The sequence below is a fragment of the Corynebacterium mustelae genome (assembly GCF_001020985.1).
Lineage (GTDB): Bacteria > Actinomycetota > Actinomycetes > Mycobacteriales > Mycobacteriaceae > Corynebacterium > Corynebacterium mustelae.
Window position 1 is genome coordinate 3,275,821 of record NZ_CP011542.1, and the last position, 21,348, is coordinate 3,297,168.

The 21,348-nt window shown below is 51.5% G+C and carries 17 protein-coding genes and 3 pseudogenes; 9 read left to right on the forward strand and 11 right to left on the reverse strand.

What is annotated here, in order from left to right; genetic code table 11:
- Positions 1-219: 219 nt before the first annotated feature.
- Both CMUST_RS17245 and CMUST_RS17250 read left to right on the forward strand, forming a co-directional pair.
- Positions 220-796, forward strand: a pseudogene (locus CMUST_RS17245) (NYN domain-containing protein); the annotation flags it as partial.
- Between the two features lie 470 nt (positions 797-1,266).
- A pseudogene (locus CMUST_RS17250) lies at positions 1,267-1,629 on the forward strand (NYN domain-containing protein); the annotation flags it as partial.
- A gap of 143 nt (positions 1,630-1,772) precedes the next feature.
- Here CMUST_RS17250 and CMUST_RS14695 read toward each other — a convergent pair.
- Entirely contained in the window at positions 1,773-2,744 is a 972-nt protein-coding gene (locus tag CMUST_RS14695) for a PspA/IM30 family protein (RefSeq protein WP_047263709.1), read from the reverse strand.
- A 1,134-nt stretch (positions 2,745-3,878) separates the two neighbouring features.
- On the opposite strand from CMUST_RS14695, the gene CMUST_RS14705 reads away from it, so the two are divergent.
- Complete coding sequence (locus tag CMUST_RS14705) at positions 3,879-4,160, forward strand: DUF7710 domain-containing protein (protein ID WP_047263139.1); 282 nt, start codon at positions 3,879-3,881, stop codon at positions 4,158-4,160.
- A 135-nt stretch (positions 4,161-4,295) separates the two neighbouring features.
- On the opposite strand, the gene CMUST_RS14710 is transcribed toward CMUST_RS14705, so the two are convergent.
- Positions 4,296-4,664 (reverse strand): thioredoxin family protein, encoded by a 369-nt coding sequence (locus CMUST_RS14710; protein WP_047263140.1) that lies wholly within the window; start codon positions 4,662-4,664, stop codon positions 4,296-4,298.
- A gap of 213 nt (positions 4,665-4,877) precedes the next feature.
- Between CMUST_RS14710 and CMUST_RS14715 the strand changes: the two genes are divergently transcribed.
- The 3 genes from CMUST_RS14715 (at position 4,878) to CMUST_RS14725 (ending at position 9,014) form a co-directional block, all read left to right on the forward strand.
- Positions 4,878-5,078 (forward strand): heavy-metal-associated domain-containing protein, encoded by a 201-nt coding sequence (locus tag CMUST_RS14715; protein WP_047263141.1) that lies wholly within the window; start codon positions 4,878-4,880, stop codon positions 5,076-5,078.
- Positions 5,079-5,167: 89 nt separating this feature from the next.
- Complete coding sequence (locus CMUST_RS14720; protein ID WP_047263142.1) at positions 5,168-7,483, forward strand: heavy metal translocating P-type ATPase; 2,316 nt, start codon at positions 5,168-5,170, stop codon at positions 7,481-7,483.
- 190 nt (positions 7,484-7,673) lie between these two features.
- A complete protein-coding gene (locus CMUST_RS14725; protein WP_047263143.1) occupies positions 7,674-9,014 on the forward strand; it encodes an MFS transporter in 1,341 nt (446 codons plus the stop codon).
- Here the strand turns inward: CMUST_RS14725 and CMUST_RS14730 are convergent.
- From CMUST_RS14730 to CMUST_RS14770, 9 genes and pseudogenes are all read right to left on the reverse strand, one after another.
- On the reverse strand, positions 9,011-9,646 hold the full coding sequence (locus tag CMUST_RS14730; protein ID WP_052844817.1) for an META domain-containing protein: 636 nt from the start codon (positions 9,644-9,646) through the stop codon (positions 9,011-9,013). The two genes, CMUST_RS14725 and CMUST_RS14730, sit on opposite strands and share 4 nt — an antisense overlap.
- 181 nt (positions 9,647-9,827) lie before the next feature.
- The gene (gene dnaB / locus CMUST_RS14735; RefSeq protein ID WP_407922013.1) at positions 9,828-11,216 is read right to left on the reverse strand and encodes a replicative DNA helicase; all 1,389 of its coding nucleotides are present in this window, start codon (positions 11,214-11,216) and stop codon (positions 9,828-9,830) included.
- A 350-nt stretch (positions 11,217-11,566) separates the two neighbouring features.
- Positions 11,567-13,468: a glycoside hydrolase family 15 protein gene (locus tag CMUST_RS14740; protein ID WP_047263145.1), complete on the reverse strand. Its 1,902-nt coding sequence runs from the start codon at positions 13,466-13,468 to the stop codon at positions 11,567-11,569.
- A 660-nt stretch (positions 13,469-14,128) separates the two neighbouring features.
- On the reverse strand, positions 14,129-14,581 hold the full coding sequence (rplI, locus tag CMUST_RS14745; RefSeq protein ID WP_047263146.1) for a 50S ribosomal protein L9: 453 nt from the start codon (positions 14,579-14,581) through the stop codon (positions 14,129-14,131).
- A 95-nt stretch (positions 14,582-14,676) separates the two neighbouring features.
- Complete coding sequence (locus CMUST_RS14750; RefSeq protein WP_047263147.1) at positions 14,677-15,279, reverse strand: single-stranded DNA-binding protein; 603 nt, start codon at positions 15,277-15,279, stop codon at positions 14,677-14,679.
- A gap of 186 nt (positions 15,280-15,465) precedes the next feature.
- Complete coding sequence (gene rpsF, locus CMUST_RS14755; RefSeq protein WP_201779253.1) at positions 15,466-15,753, reverse strand: 30S ribosomal protein S6; 288 nt, start codon at positions 15,751-15,753, stop codon at positions 15,466-15,468.
- 139 nt (positions 15,754-15,892) lie between these two features.
- On the reverse strand, positions 15,893-16,081 hold the full coding sequence (locus tag CMUST_RS17100; RefSeq protein WP_047263149.1) for a hypothetical protein: 189 nt from the start codon (positions 16,079-16,081) through the stop codon (positions 15,893-15,895).
- A 268-nt stretch (positions 16,082-16,349) separates the two neighbouring features.
- Complete coding sequence (locus CMUST_RS14765; protein WP_144414286.1) at positions 16,350-18,347, reverse strand: transglycosylase domain-containing protein; 1,998 nt, start codon at positions 18,345-18,347, stop codon at positions 16,350-16,352.
- A gap of 267 nt (positions 18,348-18,614) precedes the next feature.
- Positions 18,615-18,971, reverse strand: a pseudogene (locus tag CMUST_RS14770) (DUF5318 family protein); the annotation flags it as partial.
- Between the two features lie 197 nt (positions 18,972-19,168).
- Between CMUST_RS14770 and CMUST_RS14775 the strand changes: the two are divergent.
- The 3 genes from CMUST_RS14775 to CMUST_RS14785 all read left to right on the forward strand — a co-directional run bounded on the left by CMUST_RS14775 (position 19,169) and on the right by CMUST_RS14785 (position 21,348).
- Entirely contained in the window at positions 19,169-19,636 is a 468-nt protein-coding gene (locus CMUST_RS14775) for a MarR family winged helix-turn-helix transcriptional regulator (protein ID WP_047263712.1), read from the forward strand.
- A gap of 132 nt (positions 19,637-19,768) precedes the next feature.
- The gene (locus CMUST_RS14780) at positions 19,769-20,692 is read left to right on the forward strand and encodes a universal stress protein (RefSeq protein ID WP_144414287.1); all 924 of its coding nucleotides are present in this window, start codon (positions 19,769-19,771) and stop codon (positions 20,690-20,692) included.
- Positions 20,692-21,348 (forward strand): SDR family oxidoreductase, encoded by a 657-nt coding sequence (locus CMUST_RS14785; protein WP_047263152.1) that lies wholly within the window; start codon positions 20,692-20,694, stop codon positions 21,346-21,348. The genes CMUST_RS14780 and CMUST_RS14785 overlap by 1 nt, the downstream gene beginning before the upstream one ends.

Here is a 21,348-nt window from a genome sequence, read left to right on the forward strand (position 1 = left end):
CTCATCGGTTGGTTACTGATGTAACTAACCATATAACCACTGGCGGGATAACGTCAACCCATTGCAACCAAGAAATTTCAGTCAAGGGAAAAGTAAATGTCACCGTCACCCCATTTACCTGCATATTTCAATCGCGTATCGACTTACGCGACGCAATAAGGCATGCTTGGTTTAAGTAACTTATTTAGAAAATTAGTAGCGAAAGTTAAACCAGGAGCCATGCTTGAACGCACACAAATTTACGTCGACACCTCTTATCTGCTTGCGAGTTTCTACAATTCGTGGGAAATTGGGGCACGAGCGCAATTAGAAATTGATTTACCCGAAGTAGTTCGGGTACTTGGATCAATGGTCCAAAACCAGCTTCACCAGCCAGTTCACCGCCAATACTGGTATGACGGAATCCCAGAAACCGGACCACACCGCTATCAACGGGCTCTGCGTACCTGTGACGGAGTTCAACTACGGGCCGGCACCCTCATCGAATGGGGTGAACGCCGTACCCAAAAGGCAGTAGATACCAGGCTTGTCGCCGACATGGTGCTTAGCTCGGTGCGTCGCGAAGTTACCGACATCGTTTTGGTATCTGGTGATGCTGATATGATCCCCGGCGTCCAGGAGGCAGTTAACCACGGCATCCGTGTACATCTTTACGGCTTCGGGTGGGATTCCATGTCATCGGCACTACGCCACGCCTGCGACTCCACGGTAATCCTCGACCCACGGGAAGACTTTGAAGACTGTATGCAGCTTCAGGTGCTAGAAGGACCATTGCCGCCAAGCGTGCGGCTGCACGATGATGACGACTGCCCCGACGATAGCCCCTGCGATGCCGAGGAAAAGGCAGCTGAAACCTGTTCAGAAATTGTATCTGCAGAACTGGCTACAACAGTCGAGTGCCATGAGCAATCAAAGACCCAATCTTCCAGCCCGGTTCGCCGAATTCGACCAGGTGAGCCAGCGTTTTGCGATGATGATCATGAGATGGAACCGCCACGCCCTTCCCCTAACCCCCGGCGCGCACAATCTGAACCACAATCTGACACTGAGTCCGAAGAGCAACCTCAGCTGCAACAGGCCGAGCAATCGTCGATAAGCACCATCGAAGTAAGTAGCACGGCGATTGAGGAAGTCACCAAAGACGGTCATTCTTATCAACAAACAGACCGCATTTCCGTGACCACCACGACAAATGGCACTGCACGAGCAACCAATCCCGGCGCTGACCAGAATCTGGCACAATCTGCCACCTCCCGCCCATCACCAGCCGATGCGCCCGCTAAACGGCCCGCACCAAATCCATCAATGATGGCACCGCGCCGCAAACTGCGGTCACGCTACGTTCCGCTCCCCAATGAAGTTTGGACCTCCGCAGGCTTCCTCACGCCGTTCGACGTGGGGCAACAATATGCCATCTGGTGGTATGAGAACGCAGCTACCGCGGAACAACGCGATTCTGCACACCTACTTTCTGGCGGTGGCCTTCCCCCGGAAATTGACCGCCCGTTACTGCAATTCGCCTGCGAAACTCTCCATGAATACACATTGACCGAAACCCAACGCGTGAATTTGCGTGATGGTTTCCACTCCGGAATCCGGGGTATTCTTGTCAATAATCAATTCGATTAGCAACAAACACAAAACCGCCGGTAACCATGGCGATTATTGGTTACCGGCGGTTTTCTCTTACAGTCGCAATTGTCAACTACACCCGAGATCGCACAAGTGCGCAGCTTAAAGATATGTGCATGCGACGAACTTTTCCACCGTGGCTAGCTGCTTGCCTTACCGTTGGTGACATCATCTTCCACGACATCAGCATCTTCGGCTTCGATATAGTCTGCGTCAGAGTTCGGGGTTGCGGACTCTTCGATTAAATCGTCGGCTGTCTCGACGGCGTCTGTTGCGTCCAAATCCTCCGAACTTTGGGTTACGGTTTCGCTTTGCGACGCTTTATCCGCCTCCGGCGCTGCCGCTTGCAACTCGCCAGCTGGTTCCTGCTTTTGTTCCAAGATATTATCGCCACGCATCTGTGCCCGGATCTCCTCAAGCCGGGCGGAGGCCTTCATATCAGTGCCGGACATTTCGATCTCAGTCATCCGCTCGCCCATAGAATTCTCCATCAATTCCTGAGCGCCTAATGCATTAGCGTAGCGAGATTCAATTTTCGCTCGAACATCATCTAAGGTTGGAACATTTCGATCTGGATCAATCTCGGCCATTTCATCCATAGCCTTAGTTGCGGTTTCCTGCATTTGAGCTTGATTAGCCTGCCGTAACAGCTGCTCCGCTTCCGCCAACTGCTGAGTTAACCGCGCCTCAGATTGCTGAACCTGGGTTTTGGCAGCTTCGGCATTCTGCGTCGCCTGGGCATGCAGTGCCTTCGTTTCCTCCAGCTGCTGTTCCACACTAACCAATTGGGTGGCGTAGATTTCTGCGGTGGAGGTGAACTCTTGGGATTTTACTTGATCACCATCGGCAGTTGCTTTATCTGCAAGCTGAATTGCCTGGCGAGCCTTTTCCTGCAAACCCGCCTGCTCTTTAACTAGCCGATCCAGTTTCATCTCCAGTTGGTTTTTATTACCAATCACTGCCGCAGCCTGCTGGGAAATTTCTTGATGCTGCTTCTTTGCCGCCTGAACCGCCTGGTTAATTTGAACTTTAGGGTCAGCATTCTCGTCGATAGCGTGATCTACCGATGCTGTGAGGTACTTCCAGCCTTTGATAAACGGATTCTTCGACATAGTGGTTAGACCTTCGCTTTCTTCTATAAGTCTCATTAACCCGGCCAGGATTGCAGCAACAATCCCAACACTATTTCGCCCCAACGCAATTCCTTACCTCATAAGGCCCAGCCTTACACATACGTATCACGTGTGATGCCGCAAGAATGGCACAGCCCAGGCATAAACCACTCAGGACGAAAGCACTTACCATTCTAACGATCTGGCCTTAGTAACGGGGTGAGCAAACCCTAAGCATTAACAAAAAAGCAGATATGATATGACAAGAATTATCGTAAATTTTAAATAAAAACTCCTCGCCAATCCAATTTTGGCTTTTGTGCTACGCATCTCGGACGATTTTATTTCACACCACACAAAAACCCAGGAACGCTTTACACACCACTTGTATCAGGCAACCTAAACACCCACGCATTATCTTCTTATCCGCATACTGTGTGATAAATCTACAAACAATGTATTACCGCAGCGGTGCCTACCTGTCCGGATATCCACGCAGAACTTAAGTTGTGCTACTAAGCTCTAACGTTGTGATTTCACACTCCGATCGCTCTAATCAGGAGAACAAGTGAACAAACTCAAACACAATACTGTTCAGATTGGCCTGATTTTTTTCCGCACTTAGCATTCACACACTAGTTTTTCTTTTTATAGTCCTGCACTGGGATAGGCTACCCGACTCGGTGATAATCCATTACGGGCCTGGTGGCCTAACTCCCTACGATGCCACAAGCTTTCTGACTGTCTTTTATTTTAGTGCGGTAGCACTTGCACTGGAACTCATCCTGCTTTTGGCGTGGGGCATTGCCACGGCCGCCACGATCTTTCGCCGCGCGAACACTCACGTCACAGCACGAGCTATCATCCCAGTCTGCATTCTTCTTTTATCTGCATCTTTCAGCGCAATTAACCTAGCAAGTGTTTACGGAGCCCCAGCTTTAAGCACAATTATTGCCACAATATCTGTTTTGGTGTGCATTTTTATCCCGGTGGTAGCAACATCAATTATGGGCTTCATTGACACGACAGAACGCAGAAAGTGAATATAGTCGCTTGCTACGATATTGGTTGGCATTTTGACTAACTATCTCCAACCGCAGTTTTCGGATGGAGTGCCTTTGCCGCGGAGAGGTTATGAGTGAAACTGATTTTGTCTGGGTTTTCCAGGGGGAACGCGCCAGTTTTCCGTCAGCTATTTTTTCGTCTAAGAAATCTGCCGTCCAATGGATAGAACAGCACAATGTTAGCGGAATGTTATCGAAATATCCGCTGGATGTGTCCGTTTACGAATGGAGCATTGCCTCTGGATTTTTCAAGCCACGAAAAGACGACCATCGAACGTCCGAATTTATCCAAAGCTTCTCAAGCGCATGTGTTGAGGATTCCCAGTACATAGATGGCATAGCCGTTGCTTAAACCATGTAGCTGGTTGGCTGGCGTGTTTTAAAGTCCAAGCAAAAATTATCGAAGGGTGTTAACGGATAAAAGGTAATCGGTGACACGCATAAGCGATTGTCACCGATTACCTTTATGCACCCTTACTGTGTGGTGTTATTCTTGATTTTCTTGGGCAGCCATTTGACGGCGTACCTCGTCCATATCAAGCGCACGCGCTTGGCTGATGAGATCATCAAAAGCTTTCGCTGGTAACGCACCCGTATTGCGATAGAGTGGAATACCGTCACGGAAAGCCATAATGGTTGGTACCGCCATAATCTGCAGTGCCATCCCCAATTCTGGTTGCTCAGCAGTATTGAGCTTTGCAAAGGTGACATCTGGATTCTCTTCGGCTGCCTTTTCAAAAACTGGCATGAACCGCATACATGGCCCACAAGTAGGCGACCAACAATCAACGATGGTTAAGCCCGGTTGGGTTACGGTCGCCTCAAAGTTATCTTTGGTTACATCAATCAAAGCCATGGTGATTTTCTCCTAACTACATTACTAAAACACGTTTGTTCGTGGTTTTACTTACAACAACACCGTCTCCCACCTTATTCCCATTGTGTGTTGTTCGTCATTTTTTATTCTGGCAGATCGCTTTTACGGCAGGTTCGCACTACGTTTAAAACCGGTCGCCTGTTTTGATCGTGGCCGTGGATATATAAACATGGAAAGGATCCTAAAAGCACCATGATAAAGAACTATGTTGTTAACGGAATGACTTGCCAGCACTGCGTGATGTCCGTCACTGAGGAAATTAGTGAGATCCCTGGCGTACAGGACGTTAACGTTGATTTAGAATCAGGCCGGGTCACAGTCACTGGTGAAGATTTTTCTGATTCCAGCGTCTCCGCAGCTGTAACGGAAGCCGGTTTCGCCCTCCAGCAATAATCAATTGGCCATGGTCACTACCAGTTTCGGCGGCGTGGAAACTCTGCGCTATTGAATTTGCGAGAGGTTGTTTGTAAAGTCAGCTAGCCATGAGCACTAAAACACCGGCGCATCCACTTAAGGGCACTTTCGGAGTTACCGGAATGACGTGTACTTCATGTTCAGGGCGGGTGCAACGAAAGCTCAATAAAGTCGCCGGTGTTTCCGCAACCGTTAATTTCGCTACCGAAACAGCAGCGGTATCCTACGACCCAGAGCAGGTAAACTCCGAGCAGATCATCCAGGTGATCCGCGATGCGGGTTTTGATGCCTTCGAAATCATGGGGGATCCCGGGAATTCTTCTTTTCTCGACGATTCACATACAGCGCTCCAGGCTCCTCAGCAACAGGTACCCGACCCAGAATTACAACGAGCCGCCCATGCTGCGGATCTACGCAAGCGGTTAATCATTTCTGCGGTCCTTGCTGCACCAGTCTTTCTTCTTTCCATGGTGCACCAGCTGCAGTTCGATAATTGGCAATGGTTGTGCTTCGCTCTTACAAGCCCAGTTTTCTTTTATGGCGGCAAACCCTTCCATTCTGCTGCGTGGACGAATCTCAAGCATGGTTCCTTCACCATGGATACCTTGATTTCGTTGGGTACCGGTGCCGCTTATACATGGAGTGTGTGGGCACTCTTCTTCGGCGATGCCGGGGCGAACTCAATGCGGATGCATATGAGCTTTTCCGCGCATTCACATCACGGATCCGATCAGATTTACTTGGAATCGGTCGCAATGGTTACGGTGTTTTTGTTGCTGGGTCGATGGTTCGAGACTCGCGCAAAAGGGCGGAGCTCGGAGGCCTTACGTACCCTGCTCAACTTGGGAGCCGCAGAGGCGGTTGTGCTTGTAGACACGGATACGCATCCAAAGGAGCAACGTGTACCGATCTCACAGTTACAGGTGGGTGACATTTTTGTAGTTCGACCTGGTGAGAAGATTGCGACGGACGGTGTGGTTGTTTCTGGGCATTCCGCTGTTGATGAATCAATGCTCACTGGTGAATCGGTGCCGGTGGAGATCGGTGTTGATGACACTGTTACTGGCGCGACCATTAATATGTCGGGTCGATTGGTTGTACGTGCAACCCGGGTAGGTGCGGATACCACGTTGGCCCAATTGGGCAAGCTAGTAAGCGACGCCCAAGCTAGAAAAGCTCCAGTGCAAAAGCTTGCTGATCAGATCTCACAGTTCTTCGTCCCCGCAGTGATCGTTATCGCTGCTATCACCCTCATGGTTCAGTTATGGGTGTTGGGCAATGACGTGACAGACTCATTTACTGCCGCAGTCGCTGTGCTTATCATTGCCTGCCCGTGCGCATTAGGCTTGGCGACGCCAACCGCGTTACTGGTGGGTACTGGTCGTGGCGCCCAACTAGGGTTATTGATCAATGGACCCGAAGTGCTGGAAAGCACCCGGAAGATAACCACTATTGTGTTAGATAAAACGGGCACGTTAACCACCGGAATTATGAAGGTTGCCGATGTCCATGCACTACCTGGTTTTTCGGAGACCACAGTAGTAGAAGCTGCGGCGGCGGTAGAAAAGGCATCAGAGCACCCCATAGCCCAAGCGATTGTGGCAGCTGCTGAGGAGAAGAACCTCACGGTGGTTGCGGTCTCCGATTTTAGGAATGAGCCTGGTGTTGGGGTCACCGGCACCGTTGCGGGTAATCGGGTTAGCGTCGGCAAGCTTGACAACGACGCACCGGAGGACGTCCGTACTATATTCGCCGATTCTGAGGCGCAGGGAGCTACAGCCGTAGCCGTGCGAATCGACGATAACCTCGCCGGAATAATAGCTATAACCGATCAGCCAAAACCGGGTAGCGCCGCAGCGATTGATCAGATGAAGAAGTTAGGGCTGACCCCGATTGTCCTAACTGGAGATAATGCTGGTGCCGCCGCACAAGTAGCTAGTCAGGTTGGGATTACTCCCGACAATGTGATCGCGGGCGTCCTTCCCGAAGGCAAGGTCGAAGCTATTTCTCAGCTGCAACAACGTGGTGAAGTAGTAGCCATGGTAGGTGATGGTATCAACGACGCTGCAGCATTAGCTCAGGCGGATTTAGGTATCGCTATGGGCGCGGGAACTGATGTGGCTATCGAAGCATCGGATATTACCCTCATGCATAACGATCCACAGGGCGCTGTTGATGCTATTCGGCTGTCGCGCCGCACCCTTTCGATAATTAAAGGTAATTTATTTTGGGCTTTCGCTTACAATGTTGTGTTGATTCCCGTGGCGGCCTGGGGGCTTCTTAATCCAATGCTGGCTGGTGCTGCAATGGCATTTTCTTCAGTTTTCGTGGTTTCCAATTCACTTCGCCTCAAGACTTTCCAATCGAGCACCCCCGCTAAGTAAAAGCATCACTCTACCGTAAGTGCTGGTTAATCGCAGAAATGTCTGCGATGTTCCGCCCTACCGCCATAGTTAGTGTAAATTTTACACCCCCATATGATTCAGCATTAGCTCATCCGTTGGCTCACTGCTTATCATGTGCACCACAAGCAAGGCCGCATAGCCCGTTCAATAAACGAGAGGATTATCGACCATGAACACCAACTCGGGAATCGAACTTAGCCGCAACCAGCGCCTGGATCGGTTGCCTTTAACCGGAAAACATAAACGAATGCTTGTTGGTTCCGGTGTTGGTTGGGCGCTGGATGCGATGGATGTGGGTTTGATCTCCTTTATCATGGCTGCCCTCGTAACACATTGGGGGCTTAGCCCTACTGAAACATCGTGGCTGGCTGCTATTGGTTTTGTCGGAATGGCTGTGGGGGCAACCTTCGGCGGATTATTGGCCGATAAATTCGGTCGACGTCAAATCTTCGCCGCCACACTGTTGGTCTACGGTCTCGCCACCGGCGCATCCGCGCTAGCAGGTGGTCTGGCTACCTTGATGGTGCTGCGTTTTATTGTTGGTTTGGGTTTGGGTGCAGAACTGCCTGTTGCGTCAACACTTATCTCAGAATTTTCGCCACGGGCGATTCGGGGACGCATGGTGGTCGCCTTAGAAGCGTTCTGGGCACTGGGCTGGATTATGGCAGCTATCATTGGCCGTTTTGTTGTCACAACCGGTCACGATGGTTGGCGTTGGGCATTAGCCTTAGGGTGCGTTCCTGCACTATATGCACTGTTCGTTCGGCTAAAACTGCCCGAATCTGTTCGTTTTTTAGAAGCAAAAGGACGCCATGCGGAAGCGGAAAAGATAGTGGCTGGTTTTGAATCAGAACTTTCTGTGAAACAACTTTCTGCGCTTAACGCCACCACGTCCACGCCACCTCCTAACGACAGCATGGACTCAGCAGTATCACTGTGGTCTAAATCTTTTCGTCGCCGAACAGCTATCCTGTGGATAATTTGGTTCTGTATGAACTTGGGATACTACGGCGCCTTCATTTGGATTCCATCATTATTGGTTGCCGACGGTTTTTCGCTGGTTAAAAGCTTCCAGTTCACACTTATTATCACGCTTGCACAATTACCAGGCTACGCGGTAGCGGCGTGGTTGATTGAAGTGTGGGGTAGGCGCGCAACCCTAGCAACATTCTTGGTCGGCTCAGCCCTAGCCGCCGCAGGCTACGGCTTCGCCGGATCAGAAGCAACGATCATAGTCGCTGGTTGCCTTTTATCATTTTTCAATTTAGGTGCCTGGGGTGCGCTTTACGCCATTTCACCAGAGCTTTACCCGACCGAAATCAGAGGCCGTGGAACTGGGGCTGCGGCTGGTTTCGGGCGTATTGCCTCGATCATGGCACCGCTGATCGTTCCACCGCTCATTAGTGTCGGTGGAACGTCGGCCCTATTTAGCCTATTCGGCGCAACTTTTATTTGCGCGACCTTTGCCTCGTTGCTCCTGCCAGAACAACGAGGCAAAAGTATCGACTAAGGGCGCTTCCACTCCGATGCAACCCCATCCGATCGGAGTAAATACAGGTGACCTGCTGCATCTAGATAAACCTTGGGGTTTGATTCGATGAAGGACAATGCTTCTGCATCCTGTGCATCTTGCTGAGGCGAACATGCCATCAGGGTGGAAACCCCTGCCTGGGTAGTTTTGAGCACGCTGCCTTCAAACCACAGCCCTTGAGTGCGGTGATTGCAGGTGGCACCACCGTAAAACTCCTGAAGATCTGCCGGGACAGCCCCTGGTTTGAATTCTTCCGTGAGGTACCCCAGCTCGGCAGGACGCTTCGAAACGAACTCACGAAATTCGATTTTCGTTGTTCGAGGTTCCTTGACTGCAACCCACGTTCCAGTGCGAATTTTTTTGAGTTGTGCTTCGGTTACCAAAGTTGCTCCCTTAGGCAACTTGGTTCCTAGTGAAATAGCTTTAGGGGCATCTGGCATAGGTGGAATGAAGGTCGAAGGTGAGGATAGAGAGGACAGCTGGTTGAGGTCCCGGGGTAAAGATACAATCCCCGAGGATGCATGAGCGGGTGCTACGGGGGTTGCCCCCGTAACTGAGCTTAAAAATTGCATGGCTGCGGTCAAAGCTGCCGCAACAGTGTGAGCTATCATCGCTGTTACTCCTTTCGCGTTTTACAATGGCTTCTACTTAGTAGTGACATTTAAGAGCGAAAGGTTACAGGTGTAGTAAAAAAATTTGTGCCGGATCTATCCTATCGATCACCTGGTGTTTTTATCACTTAAGCAATCCGTGAAAGCCATAGTTCCACGACCACAGCCAGGTACATAGCTTTTATAGTTGCCGTGCCATGTCTTTGAAGCGGGAGAAGTGCAACTGATGAGCAACCTGCACAGTATCGATAGGCCCGCCGCGGTGTTTCGCCAAAATGATATCCGCTTCACCAGCACGGGTGTCGTCTTTATCTTGACTATCGGGCCGGTACAACAGCATAACCATATCTGCGTCCTGCTCCAGGGAGCCGGATTCACGAAGGTCAGCAATCTGAGGTCGTTTATCAGTACGCGATTCCGGGCCACGGTTGAGCTGTGAAATAGCGATCAATGGCACATCGAGTTCTTTAGCCAATAGCTTTAATTGGCGGGAGAATTCCGAGACTTCCTGTTGGCGCGATTCAGTCTTTTTACCAGAACTCATCAGTTGCAAATAGTCCACCACGATCATGGACAGGTCGTGTTTCTGCTTCAGCTTGCGCGCCTTGGAGCGAATCTCCATCATGGTGAGATTCGCCGAGTCATCAATAAAAATGGGTGCTTGTTCAATCTGCCCGACTCTAGTGGCGAGTTTCGCCCAGTCTTCGTCGGTGAGTCGACCGGCTCGCATGTCAGAAAGCTTTATGTCGGTTTCCGCCGACAGCATGCGCATGACTATTTCGCTTTTCGACATTTCCAAAGAGAAAATTACCGCCGCTTTGTTATGGACGATCGAACACGAGCGGACGAAATCTAATGCCAAGGTTGACTTACCAACACCGGGACGAGCAGCAACGATAATCATTTGCCCGCCGTGCAAACCATTGGTTAAGTTATCAAGGTCTTGAAATCCAGTTGGTACTCCCTGCGCTAATCCGCCGTGAAGCGCAATAGCGTCTAATTCATCCATGGTCGGTTGAATCAAATCCCGCAGTACCGCATAGTCTTCGGCGGTGTTCTTTTGGGCAATGGCAAAAACTTGTTGCTGCGCCATGTCGATTACAGCATCTAGTTCGGCACCTTCAGTGCCTTCATAGCCCAGTTGCACAACGCGGGTACCAGCGTCGACTAGTCGGCGTAAAATGGCTTTCTCCGCCACAATCTCGGCGTAATATCGAGCGTTTGCCGCAGTAGGTACAGAGGAAATAAGGGTGTGGAGGTATGGGGCTCCACCCACTCGCTCCAGATCATTATTGCGATCAAGACGACCAGCAACGATTACCGTATCGATTTCCTTATTATCGGAAAACAGATCAATAATCGCCGTATAGATAAGCTGGTGCGCTGGTCGGAAAAAATCTTCCGGCGAAAGCGACTCGATGATATCAACAACGGTGTTGGGACTAAGCAGCATCGCGCCTAGTACGCCTTGTTCTGCTTCATTGTCGTGGGGAGGCTGCCGATACTCGTCGTAAGCCCGCCGCCCAGAATCATACCGATCCCGCTGTTGCGAATACCTAGCACGAGTCATCGGCGGCTCAGCAGGCCCGCTGGGTGGGTTCGGAAGATCGACGCTTGAATAATCTGTTTCCATCGGCGCGATTGCTGCGGAACCGTCGAAGGCAACGTTGTGGGTAGTGGTCCCCGCATCCGGCGCATCATCGAAGCTTTGCGACGAATAATCGCTGCTCATCTCTCGCATTCCTCTCCCCTATAGTTCACCATAAGGTAAGTGAACTTAGTGCCATATACGCACCCTAGGATTCTAGCGCACCAGTCTAATGAAGAAAGCATTGGCAAAATATACCCGCATAAGTTCCAACTATAAGCAAGCTAGATGTACTGCCGAACCTCAATTGAGTCCCGCCGCTGATGCTGGAATTATTTTTTCATAGTCTTCGCTTTATTGATCGCCGCGATTGCCCTGATTACGCCGATATGTGAAAACGCTTGCGGATAGTTTCCGGCTAGTCGGCCGTGCTCCGGGTCATATTCTTCGGCTAAAAACCCTAGATCCGTAGCATAACTTGCCAATTGATCCATTAATTTTTCGGCGTCTTCGATCCGTCCAGCGGCGGCATACTGTTCCACCAGCCAAAAATTACAGATAAGAAATGGGTACTCGTGCCCGCTCAAACCATCCATCGCCAGGTTTCCGGTACCAGTCGGATCGGTCCTGTATCGATAAATCAGACCGTGGCTGTCACCATGAATATCTTTCAGGTTCTGTTCAATGGCGGTGACGGTTCGTTGCATGAGTAGGTCACTAGCGTCAATAAAACCGGTTTGCGGTATTTGCAATAAAGATGCGTCGACGGAGCGAGGTTGTCCTTCATAGGTTTGGAGAAAAGTGCCGGTTTTCTCATCAAAACCACGTGAAATTATCTCTTCCCGAAGCTCAATCCGGCGTCGACGCCACATAGCAACATCAGCATCTTCCGCCAACTCCGGATACGTTTCCACTGCGGTGATACCGGCGTTGAATGCAGCCCACATCATCACGCGGCCGTGGGTGAAATAGTGCAATTCGCCCCGCATTTCCCAAATACCGTGGTCGCGTCGTTCAAAGTTCGCATCACAATAATCTAAGAGCTTCTTTTGCAACCGCCACGAATGCGGGGTTTCCTCAATACCGTATTCCCGTAATTTGGCTAAAACCAACATCAATTCACCCACAACATCAGCTTGATATTGTTCGACCGCACCATTACCAATCCGTACTGGTAACGAGCGTTCATAGCCAGGAAGGTGCGCAAGGATTCGTTCATCCAAATTGGTTTCACCACGCACGCCATACATGATCCGGAGCTTATCGACGTCCTCGCCGATAACCGCACACAACCAGTCCCGCCAGCGCCGCGCATACCCGGTGGCGTCGACAAGCCCCATGGATTGGGCAATCAACAATGCCTCGATACTGAAGGCCGAGTCACGCAGCCAGCAATAACGATAATCCCAGTTTCGCTCTCCCCCAAAGTCTTCCGGTAAAGACGCGGTTGGGGCTGCTAGAACCGCGCCGTTAGCCAAGCATAACGCCTTCAACGCGGTTACTGACTGATTAAGCAAAATCTCCCATTTGCCTGCCATGCCAGAGGCTGTAGACGATGCTGAAACGTCGGTGGCCGCTTCGACGAAAGTCGCCGCAAGCTTTTTATTGTCCGATTCTGTAGCGGTTAAAACTAATTCCCACCTCTGCTCGTCACCGGAGCTAAGAGAGAATTCTTCATAGAAATCGCTGGCAATATCGGAAACTAGCGTCGGCAATCGTCCGAAAAACGTGGATTCCAAAATACCGTCTTCATTAAAAAATTCGTAGACATCAAGTTCATTTTCATGACGCTGCCAGGCAGGACACTGCAAGCCATAATTAATACGAGGCCGTAAATCGTGCTGGACGGTAACGTCACCTTCGACACACACGAGTTCGCGGATGATGATACTTGCCCCTGTCTCCGCCACAGCCAAGGTATCGCGCAGCACTGCCACACCGGTTTCAGTAGTCCAGGTAGTACGCAATACCGGATAGGGAGAGTTGGTTTTCTCATACTCCCATTGGATAGCGGTTGGTTCACTTAAGCTAACGCGCCAGCATCCGTGGTTGCTTGTCCCCACCAATGCGGCGAAGATGGCTTCGCCGTCTACCTGTGGGCACAGCCAATCAATGCTGCCATACCGTGAGCACAATGCTACAGTGCGGTGATTGCTAAGCAGGCCGTAATCTTCGAGAGGGACACTTTCGCCTTGCTCGTAGTATCGGGCCACACCATCCAATACGGGATTCATGTATTCTTTTTTACCTGAAAACATCGGACATAAATAGTTACTAAGGATTTTTCCCCAGACTCACTGAGACGAAAACATCTTTATCTGCTTTCACATGAGTTTCAACCCCCAGGCCGTCACCCATAATCACATTCTCTACCAGATTTTTCCGGCTTAGACAATTCTAAAATCCCCGAGTTATCCACAGGCTCTGTGGATAAACCTGTTTATGGATGGTGGAATAATGTGAATGCCTGTGGATAACTTTCATCACATCATCAAAAATACCCCAGGTTTATCCCAAAAATGCAGGTTAATCCTAATTTCACCCCTGTGGATAACTTTCACCATATCCGTGGAAAACACCCACAAGCAGTGCATTTGACAACACGACTTTTGGCAGTTTTTCGATGCTGAAAATCAGAAAGCGTGAGTTTTCCCACAAGTTATCCACAGGAGGCTTGGGATAAAACACAATCGGGGGTGAATCGGTTCAGTTAAACACCATCCAGTAACCAAAAATATTGCACATCCCTACCGATAAAACTGAAAAGTATATTAACGTTAGAAATACGAACGGACCGGCCACGGCCTGGAAACTAAGGCCAGGCCGGCCGGTCCGTTCAATGCTGTTGTCGTTGGGTCCCTCACTGCGGGACCGTCGCTGCTTAGCGCCTGTGATTAGGCAGCAACGACCTCGAAGTTCACCGTTGCTGCGATGGTGGAGTGCAGCTTAACGTTCACCTTGTATGCGCCAGTGGTCTTAACCAAAGACTTAGGCAATTCGATGGAACGCTTGTCCAGGTTCGGGCCACCTGCTGCCTTAACGGCTGCGGCGATATCCTCAGCAGATACAGAGCCGAAGATCTTACCCTTCTCAGAGGTGCGCACAGAAACCTTCACACCTTCCAGTGCTTCCAGTTGTGCTTTTACTTCACGCGCATGGTCGAGGTCGCGGATAGCGCGAGCCTCCTGGGCACGCTTAATGCCCTCAATCTGCTTCTCAGCACCGCGGGAGGCTACGATTGCCAGGCCGCGTGGAAGCAGGTAATTACGTCCGTAGCCGTCTTTAACCTCAACAATGTCGCCTGCGACACCGAGGTTTTCAACGGCGGCGGTGAGGATCAGCTTCATGATCCCTGCCTTTCGTGGTCTTTAGCACCCAAGGTGACCTGCACCTCGGGAAAGTTTTACATCTGTGTTATTTGGTTACGTTAGGTACACGACTATCAGAACGGTGGTTCATCGTCGGCACCACCAAATCCACCTGCTGGTGGGGCACTACTCCACGGATCATTTGCAGGCGCAGACTGTTGTTGGACACCACCAAACCCACCTTGGTTTGCTGGTTGGCCACCGCCAAATCCGCCTTGATTGCCATTAAACCCGCCGGAATTGCCCCCAAAGTTACCGCCAGCGTTGCCGCCGCCGAAATTACCACCGCCGCCTTGGTAGCCGCCTTCTCGAGGATTGCGATTGACCTGTGCGGTTGCGTAGCGCAGGGATGGGCCGACTTCTTCGACCTCAAGCTCCATAACCGTTCGTTTCTCACCCTCACGGGATTCATACGAACGCTGCCGTAGCCGACCAGTAACAATCACGCGCATTCCCTTAGTAAGGGTCTCGGCGACGTTCTCGGCGGCTTGACGCCAGATGTTGCAGGAAAGGAACATTGCTTCACCGTCGACCCACTGGCCAGACTGTGAATCGTAGCGACGTGGGGTAGAAGCCACACGGAACGTAGCTACCGCAGCACCCGTTTGGGTAAAGCGAAGCTCGGGGTCGGCAACTACGTTGCCGACGATCGTGATATTGACGTCTCCTTGTGCCATGTTCGTTAGCCTTTCATCTCTGCTTTAGATTTTTAGGTAATCGGCGCAACAAGAATTGGTGGATTCTTATAACGCTTGAAGGTTTTTGGTTTCAACTAGCAACCTTAGTCATTGACACCGACATGAAAATACCCTTTGCTCAAGCTTTCGATATTTTCCCTGCGCAGTGCTCATCCTGACCTAGGTTTACTTGTCGTCCCGCTGAACCTTGGTGCGCAGAACGTTGTCGTTCAGGTTAAGAACACGGTCGAGTTCCTGAACGGTGGCTGGCTCACAGTGCAGATTGACGACAGCATAGATGCCCTCGTCTTTCTTATTGATTGGGTAGGCCAACCGGCGCTTTGGCCAGATGTCAACCTTTTCCACGGTGCCGTTTTCCTTGCGGACGATCTCTAGGAACTTGTCCAGGGACGGGGCAACAGTGCGTTCATCCTGGGAAGGATCCAGAATGATCATGACTTCGTAGTGACGCACGGACCTCATCACCTCCTATGGTCTTGTATATAAATCTCGTTTCGGCCACACCCGGAACTGGTTGTGGCAGGAGGGTCGTTGCGTCAGCAACCTGTCAAACATACCCCATCTGCTGCCAAAAGTCGATTCTTGTTTGCTCTCATCGCGGTTCTACAGAAACAAATACCGCTAGCACCACGGGAATAACCGTAATCAATAGAATAGCTACACTAAACAAACCCCAAATCAGTTTCGGCGATTTTTTATACATGAAGCTTGCAAAAGACCCGCCAAAGCATAAGAAACCAGCGAACACACTCGCCATGGTAAGAATCGTTGTGCCATCCATTGTTGCTGCTAGTTCTCCTTGACTGGGACTGCGACTTCTTTTAATCAGTGTAACCCCGCCAAATAGTATCCTTATCTTTTCGCCAACTCCTAAGTAGACCCCACCTGGTACCTAGTAGTGCCCGACGCGATTACAGGGGCGAAAGATGAGCCAAAAAGAGTCCAGCTAGTAGCAAAAAAGATGTGTTGATAGCGCACGAAACTACCAACACACCTGTCTCAAACATAGTGTTTATTTAGCCGCCAGCCGCACAGCTGTTGACATTTCACTATTCTTCAGTGAGCAACTCGCCCGGAATGACAACACCTGGCAGAATTTCTACTCCTTCTTCTGGGAAAGTAACCGCTGGGGGTTGCGGTATTGCTGGTTCAGCTGGCACTTCTACAGGTGGAGCCTCCGGTTGGAAGTTGTCTATTACTGGTGCCTGCGTGGCGATTACCGGCCCGATTGAGCCGCGACCCTTACTAAACCCAAACGGTTTAGGTGCTGGAAACTCTTCCAAATCGCGTCCTTCAAGTGCGCCGTCCAGGACACCTTTCCAGATGGTGGCGGGCAGGTCCGCGCCGTACATATTTGCTCCCCATTGGTTAAGTAGCGGGGAGTTGTCATGGGTGCCAACCCAGACTGCGGTAGCTAATTGTGGTGTCGCACCGATCATCCAAGCGTCTTTGTTCAACCCCGTATCACCAAGTTGGGTAGTACCGGTTTTAGCGGCGGATTCGCGCCCACCAGCCAGGTCCTTATATCCAGACCAGCCCGCAATCGGCAGCATTGCTTCTAGCACCGTGTTGGCAACATTGGCAGCCACCCGACGTTCGCCTTCTGTTGCGCCGTGCTGGTACAGGACCTGCCCGTCAGCGGTTTCCACCTTCTCAACGAAGTAGGTGTCGTGCCACACACCCTCGTTTGCCAGTGTCGCCAAGGCATGCGCCATGTCGATCGGCCGGGACTGATACTGTCCGAGAATAATACCTTCGAATGGCTGTTCACCGTGCTCGGTCAATGTTTTCTCAATCCCTGGCAGGGAGCGTGCCATGCCTAGCGCATGCGCCATGTCTGCTGTGTCTTGGGTGGTATTGGCGAGTTCGTCCTGCAACCGCAAAAATGGGGTATTCAGTGATTGCTTGAGCGCCTCTTTCATGGTGCACGCACCGTTACATCCGCCACCAGGTACGGTGACACCTGGCAGTTGGTACGGCGCGGTGGAGATGGTTTGGGTGGTAGGGATACCTTGCTGGACTGCGGCTGCAACGCCAAAGACCTTGAAGGTAGAGCCGGTTTGCAGTGGCGCATTGGCGTAATCCCAGCCGGTTGCTTCTTCACCACCGTAATAGGCGCGTACCGCTCCGGTGCCTGGTTCCACGCTCACAGCTGCGACTCGAATGTTGTCCTGCTGGTTGCGCATGCTTTCGGTCACTGATTTGGTGGTGGCGTTTTGGGCTTTCATGTCAATGGTGGTGGTTACTCGCAAGCCACGGGTTTCGACATCATCTTGGGTAATGCCTAAGGTTTCCAATTCCGCCATAACCTGGTTTTTGATCAAGCCATTGGGACCGGTGGCTTCGGTGTAGGCGCGGTTGAGAGCCGGGTCGGTGGTTTCGGGATACACAAGACCAGCACGAGTACCCTCGTCGAGCCACCCTTCGGAAACCATACCGTCAAGTACGTAGTTCCAGCGTTCTTCTGCTTCCTCCCGGTTAGCCCACGGATCCAATTGGGATGGACGCTGAATTGAGGCTGCCAAAACGGCAGCTTGAGCTGCGTTGAGTTCTTGTGCTGGCACGTCGAAGTATGCACGGGCGGCGGCGTCAATACCATAAGCGTTACGGCCAAAATAGATGGTGTTGAGGTATGCCTCTAGAACTTGTTCTTTGCTCCATTCATTGGCCATTTTGACCGAATAGACAAGTTCTTTGGCCTTACGTTTATAAGAGTAATCGTTACCAACCACCATGTTTTTCACGTACTGCTGGGTGATGGTTGAGCCACCGCCAGCTGAGGTGTTGCCAGTGATTTGGCCGATGATGGCGCGGGCGAAACCAGTAAAGGAGAACCCGTTATTGGTGTAAAACTGCCGATCCTCTGCGGCTAGAACCGCATTGCGGACGTCTTCTGGTATTTGGTCCAGCGGGACTTCTTGGCGGTTGCCTTCCGCTGGCACAATTCGTGCTAGTTCGGTAGTGGAGTCAGTAGCCATGATATGGGACACCTGTTTAGTCACCAGTTCTTCTGGCTCTGGCACATCGGTGACAATATAGGCCACCATGAATGCCAGCAAGGGTGCAACAAACACGGCTAACACCACTGCGATGATGCTGCCTTTTATCCAAGAACGCTTACGGTTAGGCGCAGGCGAGCCTTTGGCTTTTTTGCTATTTGTATTTGCCACTTACAGTTCTTCCTCAAAGCGGGCTACACAGTATGGGACTGCGTAGCTTGGTACTTCTTCTACCGCAGACTGGGGTTGCCGCTGTTTGGGAGTATCCCATAGCGTTTGCTCCAGCTTTTCGACGTCAACAGGTGTTCTCGCCGACGGTGCCGCAATGGCGGCCTGCACCAAGTGGTTCCACTTGCAATTGGTGCATACCTCCACCGTGTGAACAATAAACTCCCGACCTGAGTTGGCAAAGTTCTGAATCTCCGCCACAGATCGAGCGCTGCCTGATGCATTACCAAGCTGTTCACCATAAACCCACAGCACGTTCCGCAAGGTTTCTTCCGCACAGATCGGGCATGGGTTCGCAGCCGATACTCCATGAAACTTTGCTGCGGTGAGCAGCAGAAAATCAGCGTCACACACCTGGTCGTGCGACTTACGGCCAGCACGTACCAATTGAAGCGTCTTGGCTCGTGCCAGCCGGTGCGAAACCTGACCATGGAATTCAACCATTCCACAAGTTTAGCGGCTTAGGCACCTAATACGTAGCTTCCTGACTTGATCACATAGCCACCTGACCGCAACCGGCTACAATGCAACTGTTCATATTGAGCAAAACGGAAATATAAACCTGCACGCAAACTGCCAAATACATTCCTGCTATAAGCATGAATCGTTAGGTTGCACACAGAATGGATACAATTCAACTCATGAAATCAAACGCCCATTGGGAATTAGCAAATCGTATTAGGCCAGCGCTCACTCGGTTATATGTACTTTACTTTCGTATTGCCGAAGCATCCGATCTTACCGGGCCGCAACTAACAATTTTAGGCAGACTGGCTGAAGAAGGACCCTGCCGAATTAGCTATATTGCTAAGGTCGAGGGTATCCGAATGCCTACTGCATCAAATGCGTTGCATCAATTAGAAGAGCGAGGAATGGTAGAACGCATCCGGGAAGAAGCCGATCGGCGTGGCGTAAAAGTGCAGCTAACCCCGTTTGGCAAGCAAGAGCTTGAACGAGTAGGGAACGAACGCACCGATTATTTAGCGCAAATGCTGGCAACCTTACCCGTCGAAAAGCTCGGCGAAGCCGAAAAAGCAGCAGATATCATCACCGAACTCGCCGAGGCCTACACTGCGGAACTCATGCAGCAACAAGAAGGCAACAACTAAACCTAATTCACCCTAAGGCAACAACTCACCTACTGTTTCCCACGCTAAACTTTAAACCGACATAACTATCAGAACTATCTGCCACCTCCGTTGCCTATGCCCTCAAAAACCCAGTCCACGCCACGGCACCACATGCAACAATTTCGCATCTTGGTTGCGTGGCAACCCCAGTCCAGCGGCGACGAAGCGCTTGAAGTCGCCGCTTGGGTAGCTCGCACCGCAGATGTCACCATCCAATGTGTCACCACATTCTTGCGTCCTTGGCCGTCACCGGCAATGAGCAAACTTGGCTCCACGCATAAAAAATGGTTCAAGAAGGAAACCGAACGTTACACCAAAGCCGTCGCTGCGAAGCTTAACGACGTCGGCATTGACCGCACCCAATGGGCCGAGCCAGTCGCTGTCATCGCTGATGGCACCTCTGAATCCGTCATGCTCACCCAAGCCGCCCACGACTTCGGTGCGGACATGATCCTGCTTGGCTCCAAAGCCGCCGCCCCTAAAGGCCGGTTTTTACCTGGCACCACAGCCGACTCCATGCTGCACTCTTCGCCTCGGCCACTCCTCCTAGCACCCCGCCTACCCAAACTAGCCAAACGCGGCATCACCCGCGTTAATGTAGCTTTCATTGGCCAAGACACGGACGAATCTGCAACAACCACAGCCGCCGAACTCGCCGCCGCATGGGGCGTTCCACTGAGGATTCTCGCCCTCTCACCAGATGGATTCGGGGCACCTCCCGTTTCAGAATCAATCAAACCATCAATAGACTTAAGTCACGAATGGCGCGAAAACGCATTGGCAATCTTAGACCGACTCCGCAGCAGCGCTCACGCTGCATTTCCCCACATTGATATCACCTGCGACATAGGCTCCGGCAACGGGTGGCACGGCGCTCTTGACGTACTCAAATGGAAAAAAGGCGACCTACTCTGCTTCGGCTCCTCCCCCCTCGGTGCCTTTGAACGGGTCTTCATTGGCTCCCAAACTTCCGAAATCCTCCCGCACGTCCAAGTGCCAGTCCTCATGATCCCCACCCGAGGAAAGGAACAATAATGCCCACCGCAGTCATCACTGGCGCCAGCCAAGGCGTAGGCCTCGCCACCACCCGCACCCTTTTAGACGCTGGATACACCGTCTACGCGCAGTACCGTAGCCAACCCGCCAAACTAAACCACCCCAATCTGCACTGGTGGCACGCCGATTTCGCAAACCCAATAACGGTACCGGATCAGGTGACGTCGCAAAGCATCAACGCACTGATCCACTGCGCCGGTGTCGCGCAACTTGGCAGCACCCACGACCAGCCCCGGCGCGCCTGGGAACACCACATGGCAATCAATCTCCACGCCCCGGTCGAACTCACCCAACAGCTACTACCGCAACTTATACGCACCTTAGGGCACGTTATCTACATCAATTCCGGAGCCGGGCACCACACCCACCCCATGTGGGGCGCATATTCAGCCAGTAAGCACGCCGCCCGCGCCTGGTGCGAGGCACTCCGACAGGAAGCTCCTGAGATTCGGGTCACTAGCATTTACCCCGGCCGGATAGCCACCGAAATGCAACGCGCGATCCGGGCCCAGGAAAATCAAGACTACAATCCCTGCGAGTACATCTCGGCTGATACCATCGCTGGCACCATACTCAACGTCTTAAATACACCGACTGATGCCCACATCCCCGACCTCATAATCCGACCAAGGTAA